A 26254-nucleotide genomic window follows, 5' to 3' on the forward strand; every position below is an offset into this window, starting at 1 on the left:
GACCCCCGCCTCACTCCACCACGTGCCGCCCCTCCGGGCGGGCGCTGCAGGAGGCGCGGAAGGCGCAGTTCTCGCAGTGCCGGCCGGTGGAGGGGGTGAAGCGCTCGTCGAGGACGCGGGCGGCCGCGTCGGCGAGCAGCGCGTCGGCCCAGTCGCCGCTGAGCGCCTCCTGGCGCTGGACGGTGGGCTGGGTGTCGCCGCCGTCGCGGCGGGCGGCGCCGATGCGCAGCTGGACGAGCTCGGCGCCGCCGGGGGCGGGCCGGGTGCCGTGGAAGAGTTCGTCGACGGCGCCCTCGCGGACGGCCAGCTGGTAGACGGCGAGCTGCGCGTGGCTCTCGACCTCGGCGGCCGTGGGTTTGGCCTTCCCGGTCTTGAAGTCCACGACATAGGCGTTGCCGTCGGCGTCCGTCTCGACGCGGTCCATGCTGCCGCGGATCCGGACGGCCACCTCACCCGTCTCCAAGGTGACGTCGAAGCCGTGCTCGGAGGCGACGGCCTGGCGGCCGCGCTCCATGACGTGCCAGCGCAGGAAGCGCTCCAGGGCGGCGCGGGCGTTCTCCTTCTCCTGCTGGGACTTCCACGGCGCGTCGAAGGCCAGCGCGTTCCACACCGAGTCCAGCCGCTCCATGAGCACGTCCAGGTCGGCCGGGGTGCTGCCGGAGGCGACCTCGTCGGCGAGGACGTGCAGGACGTTGCCGAAGCCCTGCGCCGCCGTGGAGGGCGGCTCCGCCTTCACCTCGCGGCCCAGGAACCACTGCAGGGCGCAGCTGTTGGCCAGCTGGTCCAGCGCGCTGCCGGAGAGGGTGACCGGCTGCTCGCGGTCGCGCAGCGGCACCTCGGAGCGGGTCTGCTCGTACAGGCCCCACCAGCGTTCGGGGTGGGCCGCGGGCACCAGCGGCTGACCCGCGTCCTCCAGGGCCGCGAGCCGGGCCAGACGGCGGGCGGCAGCCTCGCGCAGGGCCGGGGAGGCGGTCGGGTCGACGGTCGTGGCGCGCAGCTCGGCCACGAGGGCCGCGACCGACAGCGGACGGCGCGCCCGGTGGGTGACGTCGGCCGGCTCGACGCCGAGTTCGGTGAGGAAGCGGGAGGGCTGGTCGCCGTCGTCGGCGGCGGCCTTCACGGCCGTCACGACGAGGCGCTCGCTGGCCCGGGTGGCCGCGACGTAGAACAGCCGGCGCTCCTCGGCGAGCAGCGCGCCCGGGGTGAGCGGCTCCGCGAGGCCGTCACGTCCGATGCGGTCGGCCTCCAGCAGCGAGCCCCGGCGCCGCAGGTCGGGCCAGAGCCCTTCCTGGACACCGGCGACGACCACGAGCCCCCACTCCAGGCCCTTGGAGCGGTGCGCGGTCATCAGCCGTACGGCGTCGGGGCGGACGGCGTGGCGGGTGAGCACGTCGGCGGCGATGTCCTGGGCGGTCAGCTCCTCCAGGAAGTTCAGCGCGCCGCGGCCCCCGGTGCGCTCCTCGGCCCGGGCGGCGGTGTCGAAGAGCACGCACACCGCGTCCAGGTCCCGGTCGGCGTTGCGTCCTGCCGCGCCACCGCGCGCCGCGGACCGCTCCAGCCGGCCCGGCCAGGGGGTGCCGTCCCACAGCTCCCACAGCGCCTCCTCGGCGGTGCCGCCGGCGGCGAGCAGCTCGCGCCCCCGGCGCAGCAGCCCGCCGAGCCGCTGGGCGCCCCGCGCGTAGGACGGGTCGTGCGCCACCAGCCGCTCGGGCTCCGAGAGCGCCTCGGCGATCAACTCGTCCGACGGCCGCGGTACGGGGACCCCGGCGGCCCTTTCCTCCTCACGCAGGGCGCGGCCCAGACGGCGCAGGTCGGCGGCGTCCATGCCGCCGAGCGGTGAGCCGAGCAGGGTGAGGGCGTCCTCGACCCGCAGGCCCGGCTCCCGACCCTCCCCCGGCTCCCGCGCGTCCCCCGGCTCCCGGCCCTCCCCCGGCTCCCGGGCCTCCCGCAACGCGGCCTCGGCGCAGACCCGCAGGGCGAGCAGGAGCGGGGCGACGGCGGGTTCGTCGCGCAGCGGCAGGTCGTCGCCGTCGATGTCGACGGGCACCCCCGCGGACGTCAGGGCCCGGCGCAGGACGGGCAGCGAGCGGGACCCGGCACGCACCAGGACCGCCATGTCGGACCAGGGGACACCGTCCTCCAGATGGGCCCGGCGCAGGACGTCGGCGATGCCGTCGAGTTCGGCGCCCGGCGTGGGGTAGGTGCGGACGGCGACCGATCCCCCCTCGCGGACCGGCGTGAGCTCGCGGTGGGCGCGCACGGCCGCGGCCGGGAGCCGGGTCAGCGGCATCCGCCGGGTGAGCAGCCGGGTCGCGGCCAGCAGGGCGGCGCCCGAGCGGCGGGACGTGGTGAGGACGCGGACGTCGGCGGGGCGGCCGTCGACGTGCCGGAAGACCTCGGGGAAGCCGAGGATGCCGTTCACGTCGGCGCCGCGGAAGGCGTAGATGGACTGGTCGGGGTCGCCGAAGGCCACCAGGTGGCGGCCGCCGCCGGCGAGCGCCTGGAGCAGCCGCACCTGCGCCGGGTCGGTGTCCTGGTACTCGTCGACGTAGACGGCCTCGTAGGCCGCGGCGAGGTGGCGGGCCACCTCAGGGCGCCCGGCGAGCAGCACCGCGCGGTGCACCAGCTCCGCGTAGTCGACGGCGCCCTGGAGGTCGAGGACGTCCAGGTACTCGGCGAGGAAGCCGGCCGCCGCCGACCAGTCGGGGCGGCCGGTGCGGCCGGCGAACGCGGCCAGGGCGCGCGGGCCGAGACCCAGCTCGCGGGTGCGGGCCAGCACGGCCCGCACCTCGTCGGCGAAGCCGCGGGTCGTCAGCGCCGCGCGGAGCTCGTCCGGCCAGCGCACCCGGGTCCGCCCCTGCCGTTCCAGATGCGCCTGGCCCGCCAGGAGCTCGCGCACGGTCAGGTCCTGCTCGGGGCCGGACAGCAGCCGCAGCGGGTCCGCGAACAGCTCGGGGTCCTGGTGGGCGCGGACGAGGGCGTAGGCGAAGGAGTGGAAGGTGGTGGCCTGCGGTGCGGCCGCGCCGCCCATCCGGGCCGCCATGCGGTCCCGCAGCTCCCCCGCGGCCTTGCGGCTGAAGGTGAGGACGAGGATCCGTTCGGGGTCGGTGCCGCGCCGCACGCGTTCGGCGACGGCCTCGACCAGGGTCGTCGTCTTCCCCGTGCCCGGTCCGGCCAGGACGAGGAGCGGACCGCCGAGGTGCTCAACCACGGCGCGCTGCGCGGCGTCCAGTTCAGGGGGCGTCACCGGTTTCGGAGCGGTCCGTAGCAGCCGGTAGCCGCCGGAAGGCCCGACCGTCCCCCCGGAGCGCCGTGCGGCGGCGTCCGTCGTCTGGCGTGTGGAGGAGGAGGTCACGTGGTTCGCCGGTTCCGTGTGCGTGCGGGTGCGAGTACGAATACGAGTGCGGGAGTGGGAGCCTGTGCCGCCGGTTCCCGGGAAAGGCCAGGAGCCGACGGTACGCCACTGGTCACCGGGGCCGCCGGGCGTCCCCTGCTTCCCGTACGGATGAGGGGGCGGGCGGGCGCGGGGCGCCGTACTCCGACCGGACGGAGGATGGCGTCAACCCGTCCCGGATGGCGGAAGCTGGATGGTGTGAACGTCGGGTCGTCAGCACTCCCCGCCGGGGGGCGGCACGGGATGCGTGCCGTCCCAGCGGGCCCCGCGCATGTCGAGACGGGGTATGCGGCCCTCGGCCGACCGCGGGGCCGGGCGCAGCGGGGTGCCCTCCGCGCGGTAGTGCTCCAGGGCGCGCAGCTCGTGGCCCGCCAGCAGCCCGCCGTCCGCGCGGACCACACGCCACCACGGCACGGCCCCGCCGTACAGCGCCATGACGTGGCCCACCTGCCGGGGGCCGCCCTCCCCCAGCCACTCGGCGACGTCGCCGTACGTCATGACCCGACCGGGCGGGATCCGCTCGGCGACGTCCAGCACGCGCTCCGCGTACGCGGGCAGCTCGGGGACGTCGTCCGGGTCGTACGCGGTGTCCTTGCTCATCCGTCCCATGGTGCCCCACGGCACCGACAGGGGGGTCCGGCGGAGCGCGCGGGGGCGCCCGGAGAGGGGAATTGCCCCCTCCTGCGCCCATGCGCGGGCCGCTCGTGCCACCATCATCCGGGCGGTGACTGGTGATACGAGATCAAAAAGAGACAGCCGGAGAGCACGACGTGAGCGGGAACGGAGCCGCTCACGCGGTACCTGCTGCCTCCAAGGGCCCTGGGGACGACGCCCCGGCGACCCCGGACGAGAACGCCGGGCAGGCCGTGCCCGCGTCCGGGGACGCCCCGCCCGATGAGAGCCGCGCCACATCGGCGGCGTCGGCCGCGGAGCAGGCCATGACCCCTGCGAGGCCCGCGGTCGACAGCCCGGACCGGCCCGGCGGCGCCGAGACCACCGACGGCGCCGAGGGCCTCGCCGACGGGGAGCCCCCCAAGCCCCGCGCGGAGCAGATCGGCGCGACGCAGCCCGGCACCGGGGAGCCCGACGCACCCCGGACCGTGGTGGAGCAACCCGACTCAGCGCAGCCCCCCGGCGGCGAATCCCCGCACACCGACCCGGTCGCGCGGGACGAGCCGCTGCTCCCCGCGCGCGTGCACCGGCCCGTCGACCTCATGCGCTTCCTCTTCGGGCTGCTCGGCATCGCGGTCGTGCTGATGATCGCGGGCTTCGCACACGCGACGACCTCCGGTGTGGAGCAGGACATCGCCGAGGGAGCCACTCACGCGCCCGAGCCGCTGATCACGGTCGCCGGGCTGCTGGCGACCGTGGCGGTGCTGATCGTGCCCGTGGCGTTCGCCGTGGAGCGCCTGATCAAACGGGACGGGCTGCGCATCGCGGACGGCGTGCTGGCCGCGGTCCTGGCCCACGGGGTGTCCCTCGCGACCGACCTGTGGGTGTCGGGCGCGGCGCCGGTGGCGATCCGGGACGCGCTGACCCGCGACGCGCCCGGCGGCGGGATCACCGATCCCGTCCACGGCTACCTGGCCCCGGTGATCGCCTACATGACGGCGGTCGGCATGGCCCGGCGCCCGCGTTGGCGGGTGGCGCTGTGGTTCGTGCTGGTCGTGGACTCCTTCGCGGTGCTCGTGGGCGGCTTCACCACACCGTTCTCGATCATCGTGACGGTGCTCATCGGCTGGACCGTGGCCTACGGCACCCTCTACGGGGTCGGCTCGCCGAACGTACGCCCGACCGGCCAGAACCTGCTCGCCGGCCTGCGCCGGGTGGGCTTCGCCCCGCTGACGGCCGTCCGCGCGGAGGACGAATCCCCCGACGGGCCCGACTCCGACCGGGGCCGCCGCTATCTGGTGACCCTGGAGGACGGCCCGCTGCTGGACGTCACGGTGGTGGACCGCGAGCAGCAGGCGCACGGCTTCTTCTACCGGATGTGGCGCCGCCTCCAGCTGCGCGGGATCACCCAGCGGCGCGGCCTGCAGTCGCTGCGCCAGGCGCTGGAGCAGGAGGCGCTGCTGGCCTACGCGGCCAACGCCGCGGGCGCCAGGGCGCCACGGCTGATCGCCACCTCGGAGCTCGGCCCGGACGCCGTGATGCTGGTCTACGAGCACATGGGCGGCCGCTCGCTGGACGCGCTGTCGGACGAGGAGATCACCGACGATGTGCTGCGCGGCGCCTGGGAGCAGGTGCGGGCGCTGCAGTCGCGGCGGATCGCCCACCGCAGGCTGGTCGGCGAGGCCCTGAAGATCGACCGCTCCGGCAACGTCTTCCTCACCGACCTGCGCGGCGGGGAGATCGCCGCGGGCGACATCGTGCTGCGCATGGACGTGGCGCAGCTGCTCACCACCCTGGCGCTGCGCGTCGGCCCGGAGCGGTCGGTGGCCTCGGCCGTCGCCGTGCTGGGGCCGGACGCCGTCGCCGACTCCCTGCCGCTGCTGCAGCCGATCGCGCTGAGCCGCACCACCCGGGCAGCGCTGAAGCAGCTCGCCAGGGAGCGGGCGCAGCGCGAACGCGAGGCCGTGCTGACCGCCTCCCGGGCGCGGCCGGCGGAGGGGGCGGACGGCGGAGCCGGCGACAAGGAGCCGGGCAAGGAGAGCAAGGCCGAGCGGCGGGCCGAGAAGAAGGCGATCGAGGACGCGCTGGAGGAGTCCCGCGAGGAGGATCTGCTCACCCGGATCCGTCACCAGGTGCTGCTGATCCGCCCGCAGGCGCCGGTGGAGCCGGTGCGGCTGGAACGGGTGCGGCCGCGCACGCTGATCAGCATCATCGCGGGCGCCTTCGCCGCGTACTTCCTGCTCTCCCAGATCAGCAGCATCGACCCGACGACCCTGCTCGGCGAGGCGAACTGGATCTGGGTCATCGTTGCCGCGCTGGCCTCCGCGCTCAGCTACGTCGCGGCCGCGATGGCGCTGTCCGGCTTCGTGCCGGAGAAGCTGTCCTTCGTCCGCACCACGCTGGCGCAGGTCGCCGGCTCCTTCGTGAAGCTGGTGGCGCCCGCCGCGATCGGCGGTGTGGCGCTCAACACGCGCTACCTGCAGAAGTCCGGCGTACGCCCGGGCCTGGCGGTGGCGAGCGTGGGGGCCTCGCAGCTGGTCGGCCTCGGCTCGCACATCAGCCTGCTGCTGGTGTTCGGCTACATCACCGGCACGGAGAAGACGCCCTCGCTGTCGCCGTCCCGGACGGTGATGGCGGGCCTGCTCACGGCCGGTGTGCTCTTCCTGGTCGTCACCGCCGTCCCACCGCTGCGGCGCTTCGTCTCCTCCCGGGTGCGGGCGCTGTTCGCGGGGGTGGTGCCGCGCATGCTGGACGTGCTGCAGCAGCCGATGAAGCTCGTCACCGGCATCGGCGGCACACTGCTGCTGACCTTCGCCTTCGTGCTGTGCCTGGACGCGAGCATCCGCACCTTCCACGGTGAGGTGAACTTCGCGGCGATCGCCGTGGTGTTCCTGGCGGGCAACGCCCTGGGCTCGGCGGCCCCGACACCGGGCGGTCTGGGGGCGGTCGAGGGCGCGCTGATCGCCGGTCTGACCACCATCGGGCACCTGGACTCGGCGACCGCCACCTCGGCGGTACTGCTGTTCCGGGTGCTGACCTTCTGGCTGCCCGTGCTGCCCGGCTGGCTGGCGTTCACCCAGCTCACCCGGCGGCAGGCACTGTGACGCGGGAGCCCGCGCGGGCTCCCGCCCCGGCCTCCTCGCGGCCCTCCGCGCGGCCCCGCGGACAGGGCGGGGCCGGCGGCGGGCCTGCCCGTACGCGTCCCGAGCCCCGGGCAGGCGCGGCTCAGCGCAGGATGTCCGCGAGCTCGTAGCCGACCGGCTCCTCCAACTGCGCGTAGGTGCAGTCGGCGGGGTCGCGGTCGGGGCGCCAGCGGCGGAACTGGGCGGTGTGCCGGAAGCGGTCGCCCTGCATGTGGTCGTAGGCGACCTCCACGACCCGCTCGGGCCGCAGGGGGATCCAGGAGAGGTTCTTCCCGGCGCTCCAGCGGCTCTGGGCGCCGGGCATGCGGCCCCCGGGCTCGGCCTCCGCCCAGTCCGCCCAGGGGTGGCCCTCGGCGGATTCCGTACGCAGCGGCTCCAGCTCCCCGACCAGTTCCTCGCGGCGGCGCATGGAGAAGGACGCGCACACGCCGACGTGCTGGAGGCGGCCGCGGGCGTCGTGCAGGCCGAGCAGCAGCGAGCCCACGACGGGACCGGACTTGTGCCAGCGGAAGCCGGCGAGCACGCAGTCGGCGGTGCGTTCGTGCTTCACCTTGAGCATGACGCGCTCGTCGGGGCGGTAGCCGAGGTCCGGCGGTTTGGCGACGACGCCGTCCAGTCCCGCGCCCTCGTACTGGTCGAACCACCGCCGCGCGAGCTCGACGTCGGTGGTGGCGGGCGCCACGTGCACCGGGGCCCGTGCCCGCCCCAGCGCGTCGACCAGGGCCTGGCGGCGCCATGTCTGCGGGTCCGCCATCAGGGAGCGGTCGCCGAGCGCCAGCAGGTCGAAGGCGACGAGGGAGGCGGGGGTGCGCTCGGCGAGCTGCCGCACCCGGGAGTCGGCGGGGTGGATGCGTTCCAGCAGCGCGTCGAAGTCGAGCCGGCCCTCCCGGGCGACGACGATCTCCCCGTCGACGACGGCACGCGGCGGCAGTTCGGCGCGGACCGCCTCGACGACCTCGGGGAAGTAGCGGGTGAGGGTCTTGCCGGTGCGGCTGCCGATCTCGACCTCGGCGCCGTCCCGGAAGACGATGGCGCGGAACCCGTCCCATTTGCCCTCGTACAGCATGCCGGGCGGGATCGCGGCGGCGGACTTGGCGAGCATCGGCTTCACGGGCGGCATCACCGGGAGGTCCATGCCGCGATTGTCCGCCCGGCAGGCGCGACCCGCCCGTCGGCCCTACCGTGTCGGGTTACAGCCGGGGACAGTCCGGGGACAGTTCGGGGCAGTCAGGGACGGGAGAGGCGGTGACGGCATGGCGGAGGCGGTCGAGCTGACCGTCGGCGAGCGGACGGTCCGGATCTCGAACCCGGGGAAGGTGTACTTCCCGGAACCGGGCTTCACCAAGCTGGACGTGGCCCGCTACTACCTCGCGGTCGGGGACGGCGCCCTGCGGGCGCTGCGCGACCGGCCGACGACGATGGAGCGCTACCCGGACGGGGTGGGGGGCGAGTCGTTCTTCCAGAAGCGCGCGCCGAAGAACACCCCCGACTGGATCCCCACCGGCCGTATCCGCTTCCCCTCCGGCCGCCACGCCGACGAGATCTGCCCGACCGAGGTGGCCGCGGTCGTCTGGGGCGCCAACCTCGGCTGCCTCACCTTCCACCCCTGGCCGGTCCGGCGGGCGGACCTCGACCACCCTGACGAGTTGCGCATCGACCTCGACCCGCAGCCGGGCACCGACTTCTCCGACGCGGTGCGCGTCGCCGGCGAACTGCGCGGTCTGCTGGAGGAGCTGGGCCTGCGCGGCTGGCCCAAGACCTCCGGCGGGCGGGGCCTGCACGTCTTCGTCCCCATCGAGCCGGAGTGGACGTTCACGGGAGTGCGGCGGGCCGCGATCGCCCTCGCCCGCGAGATGGAACGGCGGATGCCGCGGCAGGTCACCAGCGCGTGGTGGAAGGAGGAGCGGGGCGAGAAGATCTTCGTCGACTACAACCAGACCGCGCGCGACCGCACCATCGCCTCCGCCTACTCCGTACGGCCCAGGCCGCATGCCCCGGTCTCGGCGCCGCTGCGCTGGGAGGAGGTGCCGCAGGTGCACCCGCGGGACTTCGACCTGTCCACGATGCCTGCGCGGTACGCCGAGCTGGGGGACGTCCACGCCGGAATGGAGGAGCACGCCTGCCGGCTGGACGCCGTCCTTGAACTGGCCGAGCGCGACGAACGCGACCACGGGCTGGGCGACCTGCCGTACCCGCCGGACCACCCCAAGATGCCCGGGGAGCCGACGCGGGTGCAGCCGAGCAGGGCCAGGCGCAAGCCGGACGGCAAGACCGGCGGGACCGGCGAGCGCTGACGGGGACGCGACGGGGGCGCCGCGGCGCTCGGCGGGCGCGGCGGTGGCGCGTCCGGGGCACGCGGGCGCGGCGGTGGCGCGTCCGGAGCGCGCGGGCGCGGCAGGGCGCGCGGCCCCGCGCAGGGCGAATGGCCGCCGCACGACCCCTTCCCACCGCGAGCGCGCCGCCGCATCATCAGCCTCATGCCCGCGCCTCGACCCGTGCCCCCGGACGAGCACCCGATCCCTCGGAGCGCCCGGCCCGCACACCACCCCGTCGGGCCCGGCGGGGACGCCCACGACCGTTCCACCTTCCACTTCCTCGACCACGAGGGCCGCACCCTGCTTGTCGCGGGCCTCGGCGTGCACCACGGCCCCGGCCCCGGCAGCGCGGACGCCGACGCCTACGCCTACGCCCACGCGACCCTGACCCGCGGCACCGGCGTCCTCGCGGTGCGCGCCCGCGACACGCTCGGGGAGGACCGCACACGGCAGCAGGTCGGTCCGCTCCGCTTCGACGTCCTGGAACCGCTCCACAGGCTCCGGCTGACCTGCGACGACGAGTTCCTCTCCTACGACCTGCAGTGGGAGGCGGCCTTCCCTGCCGTCGAGGAGCCGCACCACACGCCCTTCCGCGACGGCCGGCTCTTCCCCCAGGCCAGGCGCTTCGTCCAGGCCGGCACCTGCCACGGAGTCGTCCGCACCGGCGACGGCGAGGAGATCCGTGTGGAACGCGGCCGCTGGACGGCCACCCGGGACCGCAGCCGGGACGCGCACCCGGTGCCCCGCCAGGCTCCGGGGCAGGCCGGGGAGGGGCACCGTCCGCGCGGTTTCCCCTGGCTGTGGATGGCGATCCGCTTCGACGACCGCTTCGTGGCGCTGACCGCCCAGCAGGACGCCGACGGCTACCGATCCCTGGACGAGGCCCTGCACATCACCGAGCGCGGCCCGGACCGGCGACTGGGCCGGGCCAGGGTCGACGTGGCCTACCGCGAGGGCACCCGGGCACCCGTCTCGGCCGTCGTCCACCTGGACGGCGGGAGGATCGAGGCCGAGGTGCTGCTCTCCGGCCCGCCCACCGTCGGGACCGGCCGCCCGCGGCCCGCCCGCGACGGGCGGCACACCGGGGGGCAGGGCCGCCGTGGAGGGGTCGACCGCCATGCCTATGACCTGACGGATCCGTCGGTCACAGCACCCGCCGCGTACGAAGTCACCGGCCACACCGCGCGTTTCGCCTGGGACGGCCGGGTCGGCTACGGCATCTTTGAGCACGGCGGCTTCGGCCGCCCCACTTCCAGCGGCTCCACCGGTCAGGAGGCCTTGTGACAACGGTGCGCACCCTCACCCGCGACCCCCTGCTGCTGCGCAGCCGGCTCGACGCGTGGCTGACCGAGAAGCACCCCGGGGCCCGCAGCCGGAACGTGCGCCTGCCCGCCTCGGACGCGGTGCCCGGCGAGACCGTCCTGTTCGACCTGGCCGTCCCCCATCCGGCGGGCACCGCCCGCCAGCGCATCCGTCCCTGCGTGCTGCGGCTGGCCGGCGACCCGGAGGGCTACCCCCTCTTCCCGGCGTACGACATGGCCGCGCAGTACCGCGTCATCCGGACGGTCGCGGCCCGCACCCGCGTCCCCGTGCCCGAACTGCTGTGGCTGGAGACCGACCCCGATCCGCTCGGCGCGCCGTTCTTCGTCAGGGAGCGCGTCCCCGGGCGCGTGCCGCCGGACACCATGCCCTACACCTTCGGCGGCAACTGGCTCTTCGACGCCTCCGCGGAGGACCGGGCGCGGCTGGAGCGTTCGACGCTGCGGGTCCTCGCGGACCTCCACACCCTGCCGGGCGAGGGCACCTTGCGCGCGCATGTGGACGCCCTGCGCGCCCACTACGCGTGGGTCGTCGACGGGACGGCGCGCTCCCCCCTCGTCGAGCGGGCCTTCGCCTGGGTGGAGAAGCACTGGCCCGCCGACCCCGGCGCGTCCGTGCTCAGCCTGGGCGACGCCAGGATCGGCAACATCGCCTACGACGCGGACTTCACCCCGGCCGCCGTCCTCGACTGGGGGACGGCCTCCGCCGGTCCCCGGGAACTCGACCTGGCCTGGCTGCTGCACCAGCACCGCTTCTTCCAGGACCTCACCGTCACCGCCGGATTCCCCGGCATGCCGGACTTCCTCGACCCCGGCCGCGCGGCCGCCACCTACGCGGAGCTGACCGGGCACACCCCGCGTGACCTCGACTTCCACCTCGTGTACGCCGCGCTCCGGCACGCGGTCGTGATGCTGCGGGCCGGCCACCGCCAGGTCCGTTTCGGGCAGCGCGAGATGCCGGCCGACCCCGACGCCCTGATCCCGCACCGGGACACGCTGGAGGCGATGACGGAGGGCCGCCACCGCTGACCCCGGCCCCGGCCCCGTGCCCGGGGGCGCGGCGGCACCCCGCCCGGCCCGGTCGGCGGGGTGCCGCCCGGCCGGCAGGGCGCCGGCGCTACGACCTGCGACCGGACGCCGCGCGTGCCACTCTGACGGGGGAACGGGATGACGCCGTTCACCCGTCTGCCTTGCCGTACACCGACATGTCCTGGTACGGGCTGCGACCCTCGGTCATGAGGGGGCCCCGCGCCGTCGTGAGGAGTACGCATGCACCAGAGCCTCGCCCGTACCGTCGCGGCCACCATCCTCCTGGGCGCCTCCGCGTGCGTCACCATGCCGGCCCACGCCGCACCCGCGGACCCCTCCACCCCCACGGTCTTCGCCCACCGCGGCGCCTCCACCGAGGCGCCCGAGAACACCCTGGCGGCCGTCCGCCGGGCCCACGAGCAGCACATCACGTGGGTGGAGAACGACGTCCAGCGCACCAAGGACGGGGCCCTGGTCGTGATCCACGACGCGACGCTGAACCGCACGACCGACGTCGAGCAGGTCTTCCCGGACCGGGCCCCCTGGCGCGTCGCCGACTTCACCCTTGCCGAGATCCGCCGGCTCGACGCCGGCGTCTGGTTCGCCCCCCACTTCAGCGGCGAGCGCGTCCCCACCCTCGAGGAGTACCTGCGCCTGCTCGACCAGGACCGGCAGGGCCTGCTGCTGGAACTCAAGCGGCCCGAGCTCTACCCGGGTATCGAGAAGCAGACCGTCGACGCCCTCGAGAAGGCCGGCTGGCTCGACCAGGCCCACCTCTCCGGCCGGCTGGTCATCCAGAGCTTCGACGCCGACGCCCTGCGCCGGACCCACGAGCTGCGCCCGGCCGTCGTCACCGGGTTCCTGGGAAGCCCGCCGGTCTCCTGCCTGAAGGAGTACGCGGCCTTCGCCGACCAGATCAATCCGGACGCGAAGGACGTCACCTACGCCTATGTGCAGGCCGTCCACAGCGTCAAGGGCCCCGACGGCAAGCCGCTGCGCATGAACGCCTGGACGGTCGACGACCTCGCCACCGCCGTCCGCATGGCCGCCCTCGGCGCCGACGGCATCATCACCAACCGCCCGGACGTCATCCGCAACGGCGTGCAGTGACCGGGAAGGCGCCCGGCCGACTCGCTCGGCAGTGCCGTCGGACAGAGACGACAGAAGCCCACGGCATCGCAGCTGGGAGCCGTGGGCTTCGTCAGGCCCGCTGATGAGCGGGCGCCGCGCTCAGTAGACCGGCTTGTGCGGCTCGATCGTGTTGACCCAGCCGATCACACCGCCGCCGACGTGGACCGCGTCGGCGAAGCCCGCGGACTTCAGCACCGCGAGGACCTCGGCGGAACGGACGCCGGTCTTGCAGTGCAGGACGATCTTCTTGTCCTGCGGAAGGTCCTGGAGGGCGTTGCCCATGAGGAACTCGTCCTTGGGGATCAGACGCGCGCCCGGGATGGAGACGATCTCGTACTCGTTCGGCTCGCGGACGTCGATGATGTCGATGTTCTCACCGTCGTCGATCCACTCCTTGAGCTGCTTCGGAGTGATCGTCGAACCCATCGCCGCCTCCTGCGCCTCCTCGGAGACGACGCCGCAGAAGGCCTCGTAGTCGATGAGCTCGGTGACGGTCGGGTTCTCGCCGCACACCGCGCAGTCCGGGTCCTTGCGGACCTTGACCTGGCGGTACTGCATCTCCAGGGCGTCGTAGATCATCAGCCGGCCGACCAGCGGCTCGCCGGTGCCGGTGAGGACCTTGATGGCCTCGGTGACCTGGATGGAGCCGATGGACGCGCACAGCACGCCGAGGACGCCGCCCTCGGCGCAGGAGGGGACCATGCCCGGCGGCGGGGGCTCGGGGTAGAGGCAGCGGTAGCAGGGGCCGTGCTCGGACCAGAAGACCGACGCCTGGCCGTCGAAGCGGTAGATCGAGCCCCAGACGTACGGCTTGTTCAGCAGCACGCACGCGTCGTTGACCAGGTAGCGGGTCGCGAAGTTGTCCGTGCCGTCGACGATCAGGTCGTACTGGCTGAAGATGTCCATCACGTTCTCGGCCTCGAGCCGCTCCTCGTGAAGGACCACGTCGACGTAGGGGTTGATGCCCTTGATGCTGTCCCGGGCGGACTCCGCCTTGGAGCGGCCGATGTCCGCCTGACTGTGGATGATCTGACGCTGCAGGTTGGACTCGTCGACCTCGTCGAACTCCACGATGCCGAGCGTGCCCACACCGGCGGCCGCCAGGTACATCAGGGCGGGCGACCCGAGGCCGCCGGCGCCCACGCAGAGCACCTTCGCGTTCTTCAGCCGCTTCTGCCCGTCCATCCCCACATCGGGGATGATCAGGTGGCGGGAGTACCTGCGGACCTCGTCGACGGTGAGCTCGGCGGCCGGCTCGACCAGGGGTGGCAGCGACACGGGGACTCCGTTTGTCGATCGATCACTACGGTGGTTATTCCCGTAACACTGCCACGCCCTTCTTCATTCCGAGACCGCCGTCCCGGGACTCGAGACGATCGGTGGTCACATAGTGGGCGGCGGCTGTCGGCGCAGTATGCGCGAGGCCTCGGCCCAGTAACCCGGCAGGCCGTCCCAGGCCGCGTGGTCGGTGCGGTCGGTGAAGTAGACCGTCGCCGCGCCCTGCCAGCGGGCGATCCGCATGGCGTTCTCCAGGTGCGGGGCGGGGACGCCGTGCACCAGGTGGCAGAAGCGCTCCGGCGGGTGCGCGGCCGTCCACTCCGGGGCCTCGGACCAGCGGTACTGCGTCCACGGCCCGGCGAAGGTCACCAACTGGTCGGCGACCGCGGCATAGCCCTCGTAGGGATGGCAGCCGTGGCCCAGCACGATGTGCCCGGTACTGCCGCCCGCCACGCTCAGCAGCGCGCGCAGGGTGGTGATCACCCGCCGGCAGTCGGACAACTCCGAACTCGTGGTCGGGGCGCGGTCGAGGTAGAAGCCGTCGACCCGGTACCAGTCGAGGAAGCGGTGCGCGTCGGCGACCAGCTGGCCGAAGGGGCGGGCCCCGTGCCGGGTGTCCAGATAGCCGAGCACGGGCACGGCGGCGTCGCGCAACCGGGCGCACGCCTCCGTGTAGAGCGGGTCGACCCGGGCGCCGGGGCCGCGGGCGGCGTTGAGCACCACCCAGTGCATCGGGGCCTTCGGGCGGGCCATCTCGGCCCATTCGCCGGGGGCGACCAGCGGGTGCGCGTACGCGGGGACGCCGAAGCCCAGTCCGTCGCAGCGGTCGACGGGCTTGCGCAGGCCGCTGGGGTTCACACGCGGCATGCCGCCTCCATCCAGACGTCGGCCAGGGATTCCTCGAGGGCGATGCGCGGGCGCCATCCCAGGCGGTCGCGGGCGGTGCGGATGTCGGCCTGCTGCCAGGCGCCGCAGCCGTCCGGGTAGTGGGGGTGGCCACTGCCGTTCGCCGGCGCGTGAGGGTCCTCGACCGCGTGGAGGGCGCCCGCGTAGCCCGCGGCGTGGGCCAGGGACGCCGCGACCTCGCGCAGCGGCACGGCTCGGCCCGTGCCGATGTTGACCAGGCCCTGGGCGGCGGACAGCGAGGCCGCGTGCACGGCGCGGGCCACGTCGCGTACGTCCACGAAGTCCCGCTGCACAGCGAGGCCGGTCAGCTTCAGGTCGCCGTCGCCGGTCTGCATGGCCCGGCGCATCGCCTCCGCGAGCCGCCCGATCGGCGATGCGGTGGGCGTCCCCGGCCCGACCGGGGTGAAGACCCGCAGCACGACGGCGTCGAGTCCGGAGCCGAGCACCAGTTCCGTCCCCGCGAGCTTGCTGACCCCGTACGGGCCGCCGGGCCGGGGCACCGCGTCCTCGGCCGTCGAGGAACCGGTGGGCGAGGGCCCGTACTCCGCGGCGCAGCCCACCTGGACCAGCCGGGCCGAGGTGGCGCTGCGGCGCATGGCCTCGCACACGGACGCGGTCGCGATGGTGTTGTGCCGGGTGAGTTCGCGTGCCCCGCCGCGTGTGGCGCCCGCGCAGTTGACGACGACCCCGGGGTGGACGGCGTCCATGAACCGGGCCAGTGCGCCGGGGCTGCCGGACGACAGGTCGAACCGCACGTCGGCGTCGTCGCTGCGGCCGAGCGCGGTCAGCTGCACGGCGGGGTCCGCCAGCAGCCGCTCGGCCACGTGGCGGCCGATGAATCCGTTGGCGCCCAGGAGGAGGACTCTCATCGGGAGCGCCTCCGCTGCGCGTGCCGTGGCCGGGGGTGCGGGTGGGTCATCGTGGGTAGCTCCTTGGCTTCTTCTTCCGAACTGCTGGGTGTGCCGGGCCTGATCGGCCGCCGTCCGCTCATCGCGGCGCTGCCGGGGCCGGGTGCGCGGTGGCGCGCGAGAGCGTGGCCAGGGCGTGGGCCGCCAGCGCCAGGGCGGCGGCGCCGCAGGCCGCGCCGGGGACGGCGGCCGGCGGGAGGGGGAGGCGGTCCAGCAGGGCGGCGGCGAGCGCGACGGCCTCACCGGCGCAGGCGATGCCGGTGACGATGGCGGCCGGGTCGGGTTGGCCGTGCACCGCGAGCAGCCGGGCGGTGAACAGCAGCAGGGCGAGCGCGGCCGGACCGGCCGGCGCGGCGGGCTCGAAGGGGGCCCCGGCCACGGCGCGGGCTGCGTACAGCAGCGCGAGCACACAGCCGAGGAAGAGCGCGAGCGTGCCCGCCAGCATCGGCCGCACGGCGCCGCCGAACTCCTCCAGGGACCGGCTGCGCAGCAGATGGCCCCGGGAGCGCACCGCGAAGCGGTGGGCGCACCAGGCCGCCGGTGCGAGGCCGAGCGCCAGGGCGGTCAGTTCGGCGGTGGCCTCGGAGGGCAGCACGCCCCCGGCGAATCCGTCGAGGACGCTCGGCCCGCAGAGCCCGAAGCCCACCAGCCAGCAGCTCCACACCGCGCCGCCCGGGCCCGTGCCGTAGGGCGCCCGCAGCGGTCCGCGGCGCAGGGCGGCGAGGAGGGCGAGCAGGAGCAGCGGCACGGCCACGGCGACGACGGTGACGGCGGGCAGCACGCGCAGCGCCCCGCTCGCGGCGGCGCAGACGGCGCCGGGCACGAGGGTGAGCAGCAGCGCCGGGCGGCCGGTCGGCCCGCCCGCGGCGGGCGGGGTGGCGGCGCGGGGCACCCGTGCGTACAGCTCCTCGGCGAGGGTGAAGACGTCGCGGTGCCGGAAGCCCCCCGCGACGCGGTCGGTGACGCCCTGCGCCTCCAGCCCCGCCACGATCTCCAGCGGGTCCACGGCCTCGGCGCACAACTGACGATGACGGTGCATCAGGGACCGGACGGGATCGGCGGGGCCGCGTCTGCGGGGGCCGCTCCTGCTCGTGCCGGTCTCCCCCACCCGCGCGTGGCTCATGCGCGCTCCCGCCTCTCGGCCCCGGCGTACGCGGGTTCGCGGGCGGCGGGCGCGGGTTCGCGGGCGGCGGGCGCGGGTTCGCGGGCGGCGGGCGCGGGTTCGCGGGCGGCGGGCGCGGGTTCGCGGGCGGCGGGCGCGGGTTCGCGGGCGGCGGGCGCGGGTTCGCGGGCGGCCAGCGCCCAGGAGGGCCGGGCCGTCCAGCGGCCCCGGACGCGGGATTCGGCGGGTCGCCCGAAGGGGACGGGGGTGCCGTCGGGGTCGCGCAGCGGGGCCGGGCGGCCGGGCGCGTGGGCGACCAGGTCGAGGTAGATCTCGCGGAACGCCGCCAGGTTCCGCTCGACGGTGAAGAGCTCCAGGGCGCGTTCGCGTGCGGCGGCGCCGAGCCGACGGCGGCGCTCGGTGTCGCGCAGCAGGGCGACGCAGGCCTCGGCGAGCGCCTTGGGGTTGCGGGGCGGCACGATCAGGCCGGTCCCCCCGATGACCTCCCGTACCGCCCCGACATCCGTCGAGACGGTGGCCCGGCCGCAGAACATGGCCTCGACCAGGGTGACCGGGAACCCCTCGACGACGCTGGAGAGGACGACCACGTCCCCCGCCGCGTAGGCGTCGGGCAGCGCGGCGGCGCCCGGCGCGCCCAGCTCCTCGAAGGTGACCGGGTTCTCCCCCGCCGCGTAGGCGTCGGCCGCCTCGTCCGGGAAGAGCTGCGCCGCCAGGGAGCGGCACCGCTCCAGGTACCCGGGGTCGTCCGCGCCGGCACGGACGACCCGCAACCGCGCCCCGGCCTCCTCCTTGCGCACCTCCCCGAAGGCGTGCAGCAGCCCGATCAGGTCCTTGCCGGGCTCGACCCGGCCGACCCACACCAGCGTGGGGTCCCCGCCCTCGGCCTCGGAGACGGGTTCGGGCAGACACCCCTGGTAGCCGGGGTAGACCGTACGGACGCGGTCCCGCTCGGCGCCGCAGTGCTCCTGCCAGCGGCGGGCGTGGGCGTTGCCGGGGGTGACCAGGTCGGCCCTGCGGTACGCCTCGCCCGCCAGATGGCGGTGGAAGGCGGCGAGCAGAGCGCGTACGGGGGCGGGCAGGCCCGCGGCGCGGTGCCGCAGCAGGGTCTCGCGCAGCCGCACGCCGTACTCGGTGACCAGCAGCGGCGTACCGAAGAACCGTTTGGCCAGCAGCGCGGGAAGCAGTGCGGTGCCGCCCGTCACCGCGTGGCAGAGATCGGCGGTGGCGAGGGCGTCGCCGAACTCGTCGTACCAGGGCGCGGAGAGCGGCCGCAGCACGCGCTCGACCTGGTCGGCCGCGAGCAGGAGGTCGCCCACCCCGGCTTCCGCGACGAGGGGGCGCGCGCCGGGCGCCCGGCAGACCTCCTCCAGTACCCGCACCGCGTGCTCGGAGCGGAGCAGCGACGGAAGGCCGCCGTCCTCGCGGGCGAGTACGGCGAGGCCGTGGAGCGCGGAGGCGAAACGGTCCGCCACGCCGTCGGCCCCGGCGTCCCCCGCGAGGACGGCGACGAGGTCGCGGTACCGCTCCAGCACGTGCGCCCGCCGTCGGCGCGCCCTGCCGGTCCCGGCGCCGTGCCCCGGCGCGGGCCCCCACAGCGGCAGGGTGCGCACCTGCTCGACCTGGGGCGGCAGCGCCATCATGCCCGAGGCCACGACGCGTTCGCTCCCGCCCAGCGCGTACACCGCGAACTCGTGGCCGGCAAGCCCGCGCACGAGCCGGTCGACCCAGACGCTCCCCTCACCCCGGGTGTACGGATAACCACCCTCCGCGAGTAACGCCACACGCACGTCTGCCCCCTCTCCGCACCGGTCTGTTCGGGCGGGATGACCGTATTCCGGCGAAGCGGTGGCACGGCGGACGGTCGTCCGCCGCGCCACCGGAAGGGGTGAAGAGACGTGACTTTCCCCGGCGTTGTGCGTTGCGACCGGCTACACGTTCGCCGGGTGTCCCGGGTGGACGGGGACGGTCCCGTCGCCGGGCGCGGGCACCGTCCACGCGTGCCGCGCCCACCGGCACCAGGCGCGCCCCGACCGCGTCAGGCGGTGGCCGCCAGGGCGCGGCGGGCGGCCCGGCGCACGGCGGACTCCTCGGGGTCGAGGACCGGGACCGCCGCCAGCAGCCCCTTGGTGTACTCGTGCTCCGGGGCGTCGTAGACCCGTGCGGCGGACCCGTACTCCACGACCTGGCCCGCCCGCATGACCGCGACGTTGTCGCTGACCTGGCGCACCACGGCCAGGTCGTGGGCGATGAAGACCAGGGCGAGCCCCAGCTCCCGCTGCAGTTCACCCAGCAGCTCGATGACCTGGGCCTGTGTCGTGACGTCGAGCGCGGACACGGGCTCGTCGCAGACGATCAGCCGCGGCTCGGGGGCCAGCGCCCGCGCGATGCCGACCCGCTGGCGCTGTCCGCCGCTGAACTCGTGGGGGTAGCGGTGGTACCAGGCCGGGTCGAGCCCCACCCGCTCCAGCAGCTCCCGTACGCGGGCGACGATCGCGGCGTCGTCGAGCACCCCGGCCGTCCGCAGCGGGTCCGCGATGGACTCGCCGATGCTGCGCCGCGGGTTGAGCGAGGACACCGGGTCCTGGAAGACCATCTGCAGCCCCCGCGCGCCGAAGGCCGACGCACCGGAGCCGGAGCCGGACGCGCCGGAGCCCGCGCCCAAGAGCCGCAGCTCGCCGCCCGTGGGCTCCAGCAGCCCCACGAGCATCCGCCCCAGCGTCGTCTTGCCGCTGCCGCTCTCGCCGACGACGCCGAGCGTCTCGCCCGTGCGCACGGTCAGCGAGACGCCGTCGACCGCCGCGGCCTTGGCGCCGCGCCGGCCGAACTCCCGTCGCAGGCCGACGGCTTCGAGCAGGACCTCACCCCCGGCGGCGCCCCGCGGCTTCGCCGTCTCCACGCGTGGGACCGCGGCCACCAGGTCGCGGGTGTACTGCTGCCGGGGCGCGCCCAGTACGGTGCCCACCGGCCCGCGCTCCACGGCACGGCCGTCCTTCATCACCAGGACCTCGTCGACGCTCCCGGCCACCACGCCCAGGTCGTGGGTGACCAGCAGCAGCCCCATGCCGGTCTCCTGCCGCAGATCGCCGAGCAGGTCGAGGATCTGCGCCTGCACGGTGACGTCGAGCGCCGTCGTCGGTTCGTCCGCGACGAGCAGCCGCGGCTCGCAGGCCAGCGCCATGGCGATGAGGGCGCGCTGGCGCATGCCGCCGCTGAACTCGTGCGGCCGGAAGCGGGACCGCCTCGCCGGGTCGGGGATGCCGACGCGGTCGAGCACCTCCACGGCCCGCGCGCGGGCCGCCCGCCGGGACGCCTGCGGGTGGTGCACCCGGTGCACCTCGGCGATCTGGTCGCCGATCGCGAAGTACGGGTCGAGCGAGGACAGCGGGTCCTGGAAGACCATCGCCGCGAGGCCCCCGCGCAGCCCGCGCAGGTCCTTCTCCTGCGCGGTCAGGACGTCGACACCGGCCACCCGCACCGAGCCGCCGATCCGCGCGCCGCTGCCGCGGTGCAGTCCGAGCAGGGTGAAGGCGGTGGCGCTCTTGCCGCTGCCGGACTCGCCGACGATGCCGAGGGCTCCGCCCTGCGCCAGGGAGAAGGAGAGCCCGTCCACCGCGCGGACGGTGCCCGCGCCGGTGGGGAAGTCGATCGTGAGGTCCTCGACCTCGATCAGCGGTGACGTCATGACAGCACCACCCGTCGGTCGGCCACCGCGTACAGGACGTCCGCGAGGGCGTTGGCGAGTACCACGAAGAACCCGGTGACCAGCACGAGCCCGACGACCACCGGCAGGTCCTCGGTCCTCACCGAGTCCACCAGGCTCTTGCCGAGCCCGGGGATGCCGAAGAGCGACTCGGTGAGCACCGCGCCGCCGAACATCGTCCCGAGGTCGAGCGCGGTCAGCGCGATGACCGGCGGCAGGGCGCCGCGCAGCGCGTGCCGTCCGACGACGGAGCGCTCGCGCACGCCGTAGGCGCGGAAGGTCCGCACATGGTCCTCGGAGAGCGTGTCCAGCATGGAGCTGCGGGTGAGCCGGGCGTACTTGGCGCTCTCGAGGATGGCCAGGGAGAGCCAGGGCAGCACCAGGTTCCAAGCCCACTGCTCGGGGTCCTCGGTGAGCGGGACGTAGGACGGGAAGGGCAGCCAGCCCAGCACCGAGACGAACAGCAGCATCAGCAGGATGCCGATGATGAAGACGGGCACGGCGTTGCCGGCGAGGGTGACCGCGGTCAGCAGACGCTCGGTGAGCCCGCCGTGGCGCAGCGCCGAGAGCACGCCGCTGCCGACACCGATGAGCAGCCACAGCACCATCGCGCCGAGGGAGAGCGAGGCGGTGGCCGGCAGCCGGTGGGCGAGCAGCGAGGTGACCTGCTCGCCGTTCTGGTACGAGAAGCCCAGGCACGGGGCGCCGCAGTGCTCGGTGCCGACTCCGGTGCTGATGTCGGAACCGGCGAACAGGCCGTGCAGGAAGTGCGCGAACTGCGCCCAGGCGGGGTCGTCGAGACCGAGCTGGGTGCGGACCTGGGCGACCTGGTCGGCGGAGCACTTGGGCCCGCAGGCCAGTTGCGCCGGGTCACCGGGCAGGACGTAGAAGAGCGCGTAGACCGCGATGCTCAGCACCAGCAGCACCAGCAGGGCCGCCAGCAGCCGGCGGAGCGCGAACCGGGCGAGGAGCGTCATGACCGCGCCTCCTTGCGCCTGCGCGTCACGGCCCGCAGCCGGCTGCCCGCCCGCGGGTCGAGTGCGGTGCGCACCCCGTCGCCGAGCACGGTGAAGGCGAGGACGGTGACGAAGATCAGGCCGGCGGGCAGCAGCACGTACGTCGGATCGGCCTGGTACCAGGTGGTCGCGGAGGAGAGCATCTGCCCCCACGAGGGCGTGGGCGGCTTGACGCCGATGCCGAGGAAGGACAGTCCGGCCTCGGAGGCGATGTTGGACGGCACCAGCAGCGCGCTGTACGTCACCACGGGCGCGGCAAGCGACGGCAGCAGTTCGCGGCGGGCGATCCGCCAGGTTCCGGCGCCGCCGAGCCGGGCGGCGGCCACATAGTCCAAAGACTTCAGGCTCAGCGTCTGGGCCCGGACGATGCGGGAGGTGCCGCCCCAGCCGAGCAGGCCGAGGACGAGCACGAGCAGCACCGGACGCGGGAAGCCGGCGGGGACGATCGCCAGCAGGGCGATGGAGAAGACCAGGGTGGGCAGCGCCAGCATCACGTCGGTGGTCCGGCTGAGCAGGTTGTCCAGGAAGCGGTTGCCGAGTCCGGCGGCGAGGCCGACCGCGACGCCGATGGCGACCTGCACGACGGTGGCGGCCACGCCGATGCCGAGGGAGACGCGCGCGCCGTACGCGAGCCGCGCGAACAGGTCGCGCCCGGTGCCGGGTTCGACACCGAGCCAGTGGTCGGCGCTCACACCGCCGAAGGAGCCGATCGGGACGCCGCCGAGGGCGGAGTCGACGGCCGTGGCGTGGTACGAGTTCGGGTCCTGGCCCTCCAGCGCCGCCAGCAGCGGGGCGGCGAGGGCGACCAGGACGAGCAGGGCGATCACGGCGACACCGGCGAGTGCGGCGCGCTGGGCGCGCAGCCGCCGCCAGAGCTGCCGGGCGCGGCGAGCACATCAGTGGTGGTCACTTGACCGCGACCTGCGCGACGTCGAGGACACCGGTCCAGTCGCTGATGACGACGTTCTTGACGTCCTTGCCGTACAGGCGCTTGTAGACGGGGTACGCCAGCGGCACGGTCAGCGCCTGCTCACCGATCTTCTTGTCCAGGGCGCCCCAGCGCGCGGCGGCCGCCTGGAGGTCGGTGATCTTGTTGATCTCGTCGATCTCCTTGTTCACGGCCGGGTCGTCGAGCTGGGCGCTGTTGAAGTTGTAGCCGTCCTTGACGATCTGCCGGCCGTCGAAGATCGGGGCCAGGAAGGGCCCGCCGGACGGCCAGTCGGCGCCCCAGCCGGAGAGGAAGAAGCCCGGCTCGGTCTTGACGCTGTGGATCTTCTCGCTGTAGGCGCTGGACTCCAGGCCCTGCAGCCGGACGGTGATGCCGGCCTTCTTCAGGGCGTCCTGCAGGGCGGTGGCGACCTCGGGGCCCTGCTCGTCGCCGGTGGCGGTGTCGTGGGTCAGCGTGACGGTCAGGCCGTTCGGGTAGCCGGCCTCCTTCAGCAGTTCTTTGGCCTTGGCGGCGTCGCCGCTCTTGCCGGCCGGGAACGCGTCGTACGGTGCGTAGCCGAAGGCCTTCTGCGCGGGCAGGAAGGTGGTGGCCGGCTCGGCGAGCGAGGAGCCGCCGAGAGCGTTGACGACGGTGCTGCGGTCGACCGCGTAGGAGATGGCCTGGCGCACCTTGGGATTGTCGAAGGGCTTCACCTTCGGGTTGAAGGCGATGTAGTCGGTGTAGCCGAAGTGGCCGGTGCCGACCCGGCCCGCGAGCTCCTTGTCACCGGTGATCTTGGCGAGTTCGGCGGCGGTGAGGTTGGTGTCGGTGGTGACGGCCGCCGCGTCCTTGCCGGAGCCGGAGGACAGCCGCTGGTTGATCACGGCGGCGTCGAGGCCGGAGCTCACGTCGATGCGGTCCGGGTAGGCCGCGCGCTCCCCGTCGGTCTGCGGGTCCCAGTGGGTGTTGCGCTCCAGGACGAGGCGCTCACCGTCGTTCTCGTTGCTGACGACCTTGTAGGGGCCGGAGGAGAAGGGGTGGTTCTCGTACTTGGTGCCGGTGTCCTTGGCCTTGGGCACGGGGGCGAAGGAGGTCTGGGTGGCCAGGAACGGGAAGTCGCCCTCCGGCTTGTTCAGGTGGAAGACGATGGTCTTCGCGTCCGGGGTCTCGATCGAGGACAGGCCGTTCTTGTCCTTGTACGGGCCCCGGTAGTCCTTGCCGCCGATCAGCCAGTCGCGCAGGTAGGGGGCGCCGCCGGACAGTTCGGCGGCGAAGGAGCGCTCGATGCCGTACTTGATGTCGGCGGTGGTGATCGGGCTGCCGTCCTCGTACTTCAGGCCGTCCTTGAGGTGGTACGTCCACACCGTGGCGTCCTTGTTGGGCGTGCCGGTGTCGGTGGCGAGGTCGGGGACGACCTTCGTACCGGGCGCGCCGTTCTCGCGGTTGCGGGTGGTCAGCGTACGGAAGACCAGTCCGGGGATGTTGCCGCCGCCGGAGGTGTAGAGCCGGGCGGGGTCGAAGTCCTCCTGCGGGGACTGGTTGAGGACGTAGAGCGTGCCGCCCTTGGCGGGCTTGCCGTCGGCCGCCTTGGCCCCGTTGTCCTCCGGGCCGCATGCGGCGGCGCCACCGGTGATGGCCAGGACGACGGCCGCCGCTGCGAGACGGCGGGGTGTGACGGACGGGTGAGGCATCGAGAATCCCTTTCGCGGCTGCGAGATGGCGTGGGCAGGGCTGTGGAAGGCCCGCAGGCAGCGGCGACGGCCCCAAGGGGAGGCCGGGGAGTTCGAGTGTGCGTCGAGCGCTGTGCCCACGGGCGGAAGGACCGGGGCGGAAGGAGGGAACGTTCCCTGTTAAGCGCCCGGCACCGTGGAGCACCGACACAGGATGTCGGCCACGCAGTGCCCGGCCACGCCGATGAGCGCCAGCTCGATGCTGGCGTCGGCGTCTGAGGCAGGGCAGTGCGGCATGTCGAAAACATTGAACGATTAATCGCCCGATGTCAAAAAGCTAGCCCCGGGGGTAGGGCCAGGCGTTGGGCTTGCAGGTCAGGCCCCCGTAGGAGAGGAACTTGGTCTGCTGCATCATGACCGGGGCGAGGGCTCCCTGCTTGGGGCAGAGCACATGGTTGAAACCGAGCCGGTGCCCGACCTCGTGGTTGATCAGCATCTCGCGGTAGGTGAGCATCCGGTCCGGGCCGTAGGTCTTGGCGCCCTGGGCCCAGCGGTACGCGTTGATCATCGTCCGCGGGGTCGACGCCGCGTCACATGACACATTGTCAATCGTCGTGTCCAGACCGGACTTGGCGCACCAGGCGGCCGTCGTTCCCGGACTCGCCAGAGTGATCACGATGTCCGCGGGACCCGTTGAGACCCGCTCGAAGGAACGGGTTCCCGCGTGCGCCCAACTGCGCTTGTCGTTCAGTGTCTTGTAGACCGCGTCCGCGAAGACCCGGGCGTCCAGCGGCAGCCCCTTCTCGACGTCCACCCGCACCCGCAGCAGTCTGCCCTTGCCGGGCGCCTTCTCGTGGCCGCCCACGGTCTGGAACGTCCCGGACAGCCGCAGGTGCGGGTCGAGCGGGTAGGTCTGAGCCATGGCCTGGCCGTAGGTGAGCGGGGTGGCGACCGCGGAGGGTGAGGCCGAGGGGGTCGCTCGGCCCTCGGAGCGGGACGCGGAGCCGTCCGCGCTCCGGCTGCCTGCCGGTGACGCGGCGGCGGACGGGTGACGCTTCTCACCCCCGCCGGCCATCTGGCCCGCCACCACCACGGCCAGCACGGTCACGACCGCCGCGGCGGCGGCGCCGCTGAGAGCGCGGGATGCGGCGGCCTTCTTGCGCCGTTCGGGTTGCCCCCCGGCCTGCGCGGCCGGCGGGGCGTCCTCGGCGGGCGCCCCGAGTTCGGTGGCGGCCGGACCGGAAGGGGAGGCCGGACCGGACGGGGGAGGGGAGGCCGGGTCGGCGGGTGCGGCGGGTGCGGCGGGTGCGGCGGGTGCGGCGGGTGCGGCGGGTGCGGCGGGTGCGGCGGGTGCCGGAACGTCGAAGGCCTCGACGAAGTCCTTCCGCGGCCCCGGGGTGCTGCGGGCTCCCGCGCCGGCGCCGGGCGCCCGGCGCTGCCGCGGGAAGCCGGATATCCGGGACCCGGCCGAGGAGCCCTCGCCCCGGGGGGACTCGGTACCGGGCAGGTCCGCCAGATCGGCGGGCCGCGCCCCGCGCGGCATGCGCGGGGCGGCCCAGGAACCGGCCCGGCCCCAGGCCGCGTGCTCCCGGTGTTCGGGATGGGGGTGGCCCTCGACGTCCTCGTGACCGTCCCCGGAGCCGCCGGACCGGAAGCCGTCCCGGCCGCCTGGCGCCGGCCCGCCGGGCGCCTGGCCCGGCCCGCCCGTCCGCGGCGGGGGCGTGGGGGGGGGGGGGGGGGGGGGGGGGGGGGGGGGGGGGGGGGGGGGGGGGGGGGGGGGGG

18 protein-coding genes and 1 pseudogene are annotated in these 26254 nt (G+C 74.6%); 5 read left to right on the top strand and 14 right to left on the bottom strand.

What is annotated here, in order from left to right:
- Positions 1-10: 10 nt before the first annotated feature.
- Both ACRWND_RS07890 and ACRWND_RS07895 read right to left on the bottom strand, forming a co-directional pair.
- A complete protein-coding gene (locus ACRWND_RS07890) occupies positions 11-3355 on the bottom strand; it encodes an ATP-dependent helicase (protein WP_431947368.1) in 3345 nt (1114 codons plus the stop codon).
- 252 nt (positions 3356-3607) lie between these two features.
- Positions 3608-4003 carry an MGMT family protein gene (locus ACRWND_RS07895; protein WP_431947370.1) on the bottom strand — a complete coding sequence of 132 codons (396 nt, stop codon included), beginning with the start codon at positions 4001-4003 and terminating at the stop codon, positions 3608-3610.
- A 329-nt stretch (positions 4004-4332) separates the two neighbouring features.
- Here ACRWND_RS07895 and ACRWND_RS07900 point away from each other — a divergent pair, with 329 nt between their 5' ends.
- Positions 4333-7110 (top strand): lysylphosphatidylglycerol synthase domain-containing protein, encoded by a 2778-nt coding sequence (locus tag ACRWND_RS07900; RefSeq protein ID WP_431947372.1) that lies wholly within the window; start codon positions 4333-4335, stop codon positions 7108-7110.
- Between the two features lie 121 nt (positions 7111-7231).
- Here the strand turns inward: ACRWND_RS07900 and ACRWND_RS07905 are convergent, their stop codons facing one another.
- Positions 7232-8284, bottom strand: coding sequence for an ATP-dependent DNA ligase (locus ACRWND_RS07905; protein ID WP_431947374.1), 1053 nt, complete (start codon positions 8282-8284; stop codon positions 7232-7234).
- 118 nt (positions 8285-8402) lie between these two features.
- Between ACRWND_RS07905 and ligD the strand changes: the two genes are divergently transcribed.
- The 4 genes from ligD to ACRWND_RS07925 all read left to right on the top strand — a co-directional run bounded on the left by ligD (position 8403) and on the right by ACRWND_RS07925 (position 12922).
- Positions 8403-9443: a non-homologous end-joining DNA ligase gene (ligD, locus tag ACRWND_RS07910; RefSeq protein WP_431947376.1), complete on the top strand. Its 1041-nt coding sequence runs from the start codon at positions 8403-8405 to the stop codon at positions 9441-9443.
- A gap of 183 nt (positions 9444-9626) precedes the next feature.
- On the top strand, positions 9627-10748 hold the full coding sequence (locus ACRWND_RS07915) for a hypothetical protein (RefSeq protein ID WP_431947378.1): 1122 nt from the start codon (positions 9627-9629) through the stop codon (positions 10746-10748).
- Positions 10745-11812 carry a phosphotransferase family protein gene (locus tag ACRWND_RS07920; protein ID WP_431947380.1) on the top strand — a complete coding sequence of 356 codons (1068 nt, stop codon included), beginning with the start codon at positions 10745-10747 and terminating at the stop codon, positions 11810-11812. Before ACRWND_RS07915 ends, ACRWND_RS07920 begins: the two co-directional genes overlap by 4 nt.
- Before the next feature lie 240 nt (positions 11813-12052).
- The gene (locus ACRWND_RS07925; RefSeq protein WP_431947382.1) at positions 12053-12922 is read left to right on the top strand and encodes a glycerophosphodiester phosphodiesterase; all 870 of its coding nucleotides are present in this window, start codon (positions 12053-12055) and stop codon (positions 12920-12922) included.
- A gap of 120 nt (positions 12923-13042) precedes the next feature.
- Here ACRWND_RS07925 and moeZ read toward each other — a convergent pair whose 3' ends face one another.
- From moeZ to ACRWND_RS07980, 11 genes and pseudogenes are all read right to left on the bottom strand, one after another.
- Entirely contained in the window at positions 13043-14221 is a 1179-nt protein-coding gene (gene moeZ, locus ACRWND_RS07930) for an adenylyltransferase/sulfurtransferase MoeZ (protein ID WP_431947384.1), read from the bottom strand.
- Positions 14222-14326: 105 nt separating this feature from the next.
- Positions 14327-15088: a spherulation-specific family 4 protein gene (locus ACRWND_RS07935; protein ID WP_431947386.1), complete on the bottom strand. Its 762-nt coding sequence runs from the start codon at positions 15086-15088 to the stop codon at positions 14327-14329.
- Positions 15076-15996, bottom strand: a complete 921-nt coding sequence (locus ACRWND_RS07940; protein WP_431947388.1) for an NAD-dependent epimerase/dehydratase family protein — start codon at positions 15994-15996, stop codon at positions 15076-15078. Before ACRWND_RS07940 ends, ACRWND_RS07935 begins: the two co-directional genes overlap by 13 nt.
- A 118-nt stretch (positions 15997-16114) precedes the next feature.
- A complete protein-coding gene (locus tag ACRWND_RS07945; RefSeq protein ID WP_431947390.1) occupies positions 16115-17158 on the bottom strand; it encodes a hypothetical protein in 1044 nt (347 codons plus the stop codon).
- Positions 17155-18945 (bottom strand): GT4 family glycosyltransferase PelF, encoded by a 1791-nt coding sequence (gene pelF / locus ACRWND_RS07950; protein WP_431947392.1) that lies wholly within the window; start codon positions 18943-18945, stop codon positions 17155-17157. Before pelF ends, ACRWND_RS07945 begins: the two co-directional genes overlap by 4 nt.
- Before the next feature lie 248 nt (positions 18946-19193).
- Entirely contained in the window at positions 19194-20840 is a 1647-nt protein-coding gene (locus ACRWND_RS07955) for a dipeptide ABC transporter ATP-binding protein (RefSeq protein WP_431947394.1), read from the bottom strand.
- Positions 20837-21784: an ABC transporter permease gene (locus ACRWND_RS07960; protein ID WP_431947396.1), complete on the bottom strand. Its 948-nt coding sequence runs from the start codon at positions 21782-21784 to the stop codon at positions 20837-20839. Before ACRWND_RS07960 ends, ACRWND_RS07955 begins: the two co-directional genes overlap by 4 nt.
- Positions 21729-22758: pseudogene (locus ACRWND_RS07965) on the bottom strand (ABC transporter permease); the annotation flags it as partial. The gene ACRWND_RS07960 and the pseudogene ACRWND_RS07965, both read right to left, overlap by 56 nt.
- Positions 22759-22780: 22 nt before the next feature.
- Entirely contained in the window at positions 22781-24493 is a 1713-nt protein-coding gene (locus ACRWND_RS07970) for an ABC transporter substrate-binding protein (RefSeq protein ID WP_431947398.1), read from the bottom strand.
- Between the two features lie 159 nt (positions 24494-24652).
- Complete coding sequence (locus ACRWND_RS07975) at positions 24653-24769, bottom strand: Ms4533A family Cys-rich leader peptide (protein ID WP_431947400.1); 117 nt, start codon at positions 24767-24769, stop codon at positions 24653-24655.
- Between the two features lie 40 nt (positions 24770-24809).
- Positions 24810-26015, bottom strand: a complete 1206-nt coding sequence (locus tag ACRWND_RS07980) for a DUF3152 domain-containing protein (protein ID WP_431947402.1) — start codon at positions 26013-26015, stop codon at positions 24810-24812.
- Positions 26016-26254: the final 239 nt, after the last annotated feature.

This window comes from Actinacidiphila sp. bgisy167 (genome assembly GCF_965342175.1).
In the GTDB taxonomy this organism is placed as follows: domain Bacteria; phylum Actinomycetota; class Actinomycetes; order Streptomycetales; family Streptomycetaceae; genus Actinacidiphila.

Bases quoted from the DNA above. Each gene is read 5' to 3' on its own strand.
- ligD (WP_431947376.1), top strand. From the start codon at position 8,403: ATGGCGGAGGCGGTCGAGCTGACCGTCGGCGAGCGGACGGTCCGGATC.
- ACRWND_RS07970 (WP_431947398.1), bottom strand. From the start codon at position 24,493: ATGCCTCACCCGTCCGTCACACCCCGCCGTCTCGCAGCGGCGGCCGTC.
- ACRWND_RS07915 (WP_431947378.1), top strand. From the start codon at position 9,627: ATGCCCGCGCCTCGACCCGTGCCCCCGGACGAGCACCCGATCCCTCGG.
- ACRWND_RS07975 (WP_431947400.1), bottom strand. From the start codon at position 24,769: ATGCCGCACTGCCCTGCCTCAGACGCCGACGCCAGCATCGAGCTGGCG.
- ACRWND_RS07905 (WP_431947374.1), bottom strand. From the start codon at position 8,284: ATGGACCTCCCGGTGATGCCGCCCGTGAAGCCGATGCTCGCCAAGTCC.
- ACRWND_RS07935 (WP_431947386.1), bottom strand. From the start codon at position 15,088: ATGCCGCGTGTGAACCCCAGCGGCCTGCGCAAGCCCGTCGACCGCTGC.
- ACRWND_RS07980 (WP_431947402.1), bottom strand. From the start codon at position 26,015: ATGCCGCGCGGGGCGCGGCCCGCCGATCTGGCGGACCTGCCCGGTACC.
- ACRWND_RS07925 (WP_431947382.1), top strand. From the start codon at position 12,053: ATGCACCAGAGCCTCGCCCGTACCGTCGCGGCCACCATCCTCCTGGGC.
- ACRWND_RS07955 (WP_431947394.1), bottom strand. From the start codon at position 20,840: ATGACGTCACCGCTGATCGAGGTCGAGGACCTCACGATCGACTTCCCC.
- ACRWND_RS07945 (WP_431947390.1), bottom strand. From the start codon at position 17,158: ATGAGCCACGCGCGGGTGGGGGAGACCGGCACGAGCAGGAGCGGCCCC.
- ACRWND_RS07940 (WP_431947388.1), bottom strand. From the start codon at position 15,996: ATGAGAGTCCTCCTCCTGGGCGCCAACGGATTCATCGGCCGCCACGTG.
- ACRWND_RS07895 (WP_431947370.1), bottom strand. From the start codon at position 4,003: ATGGGACGGATGAGCAAGGACACCGCGTACGACCCGGACGACGTCCCC.
- ACRWND_RS07900 (WP_431947372.1), top strand. From the start codon at position 4,333: ATGACCCCTGCGAGGCCCGCGGTCGACAGCCCGGACCGGCCCGGCGGC.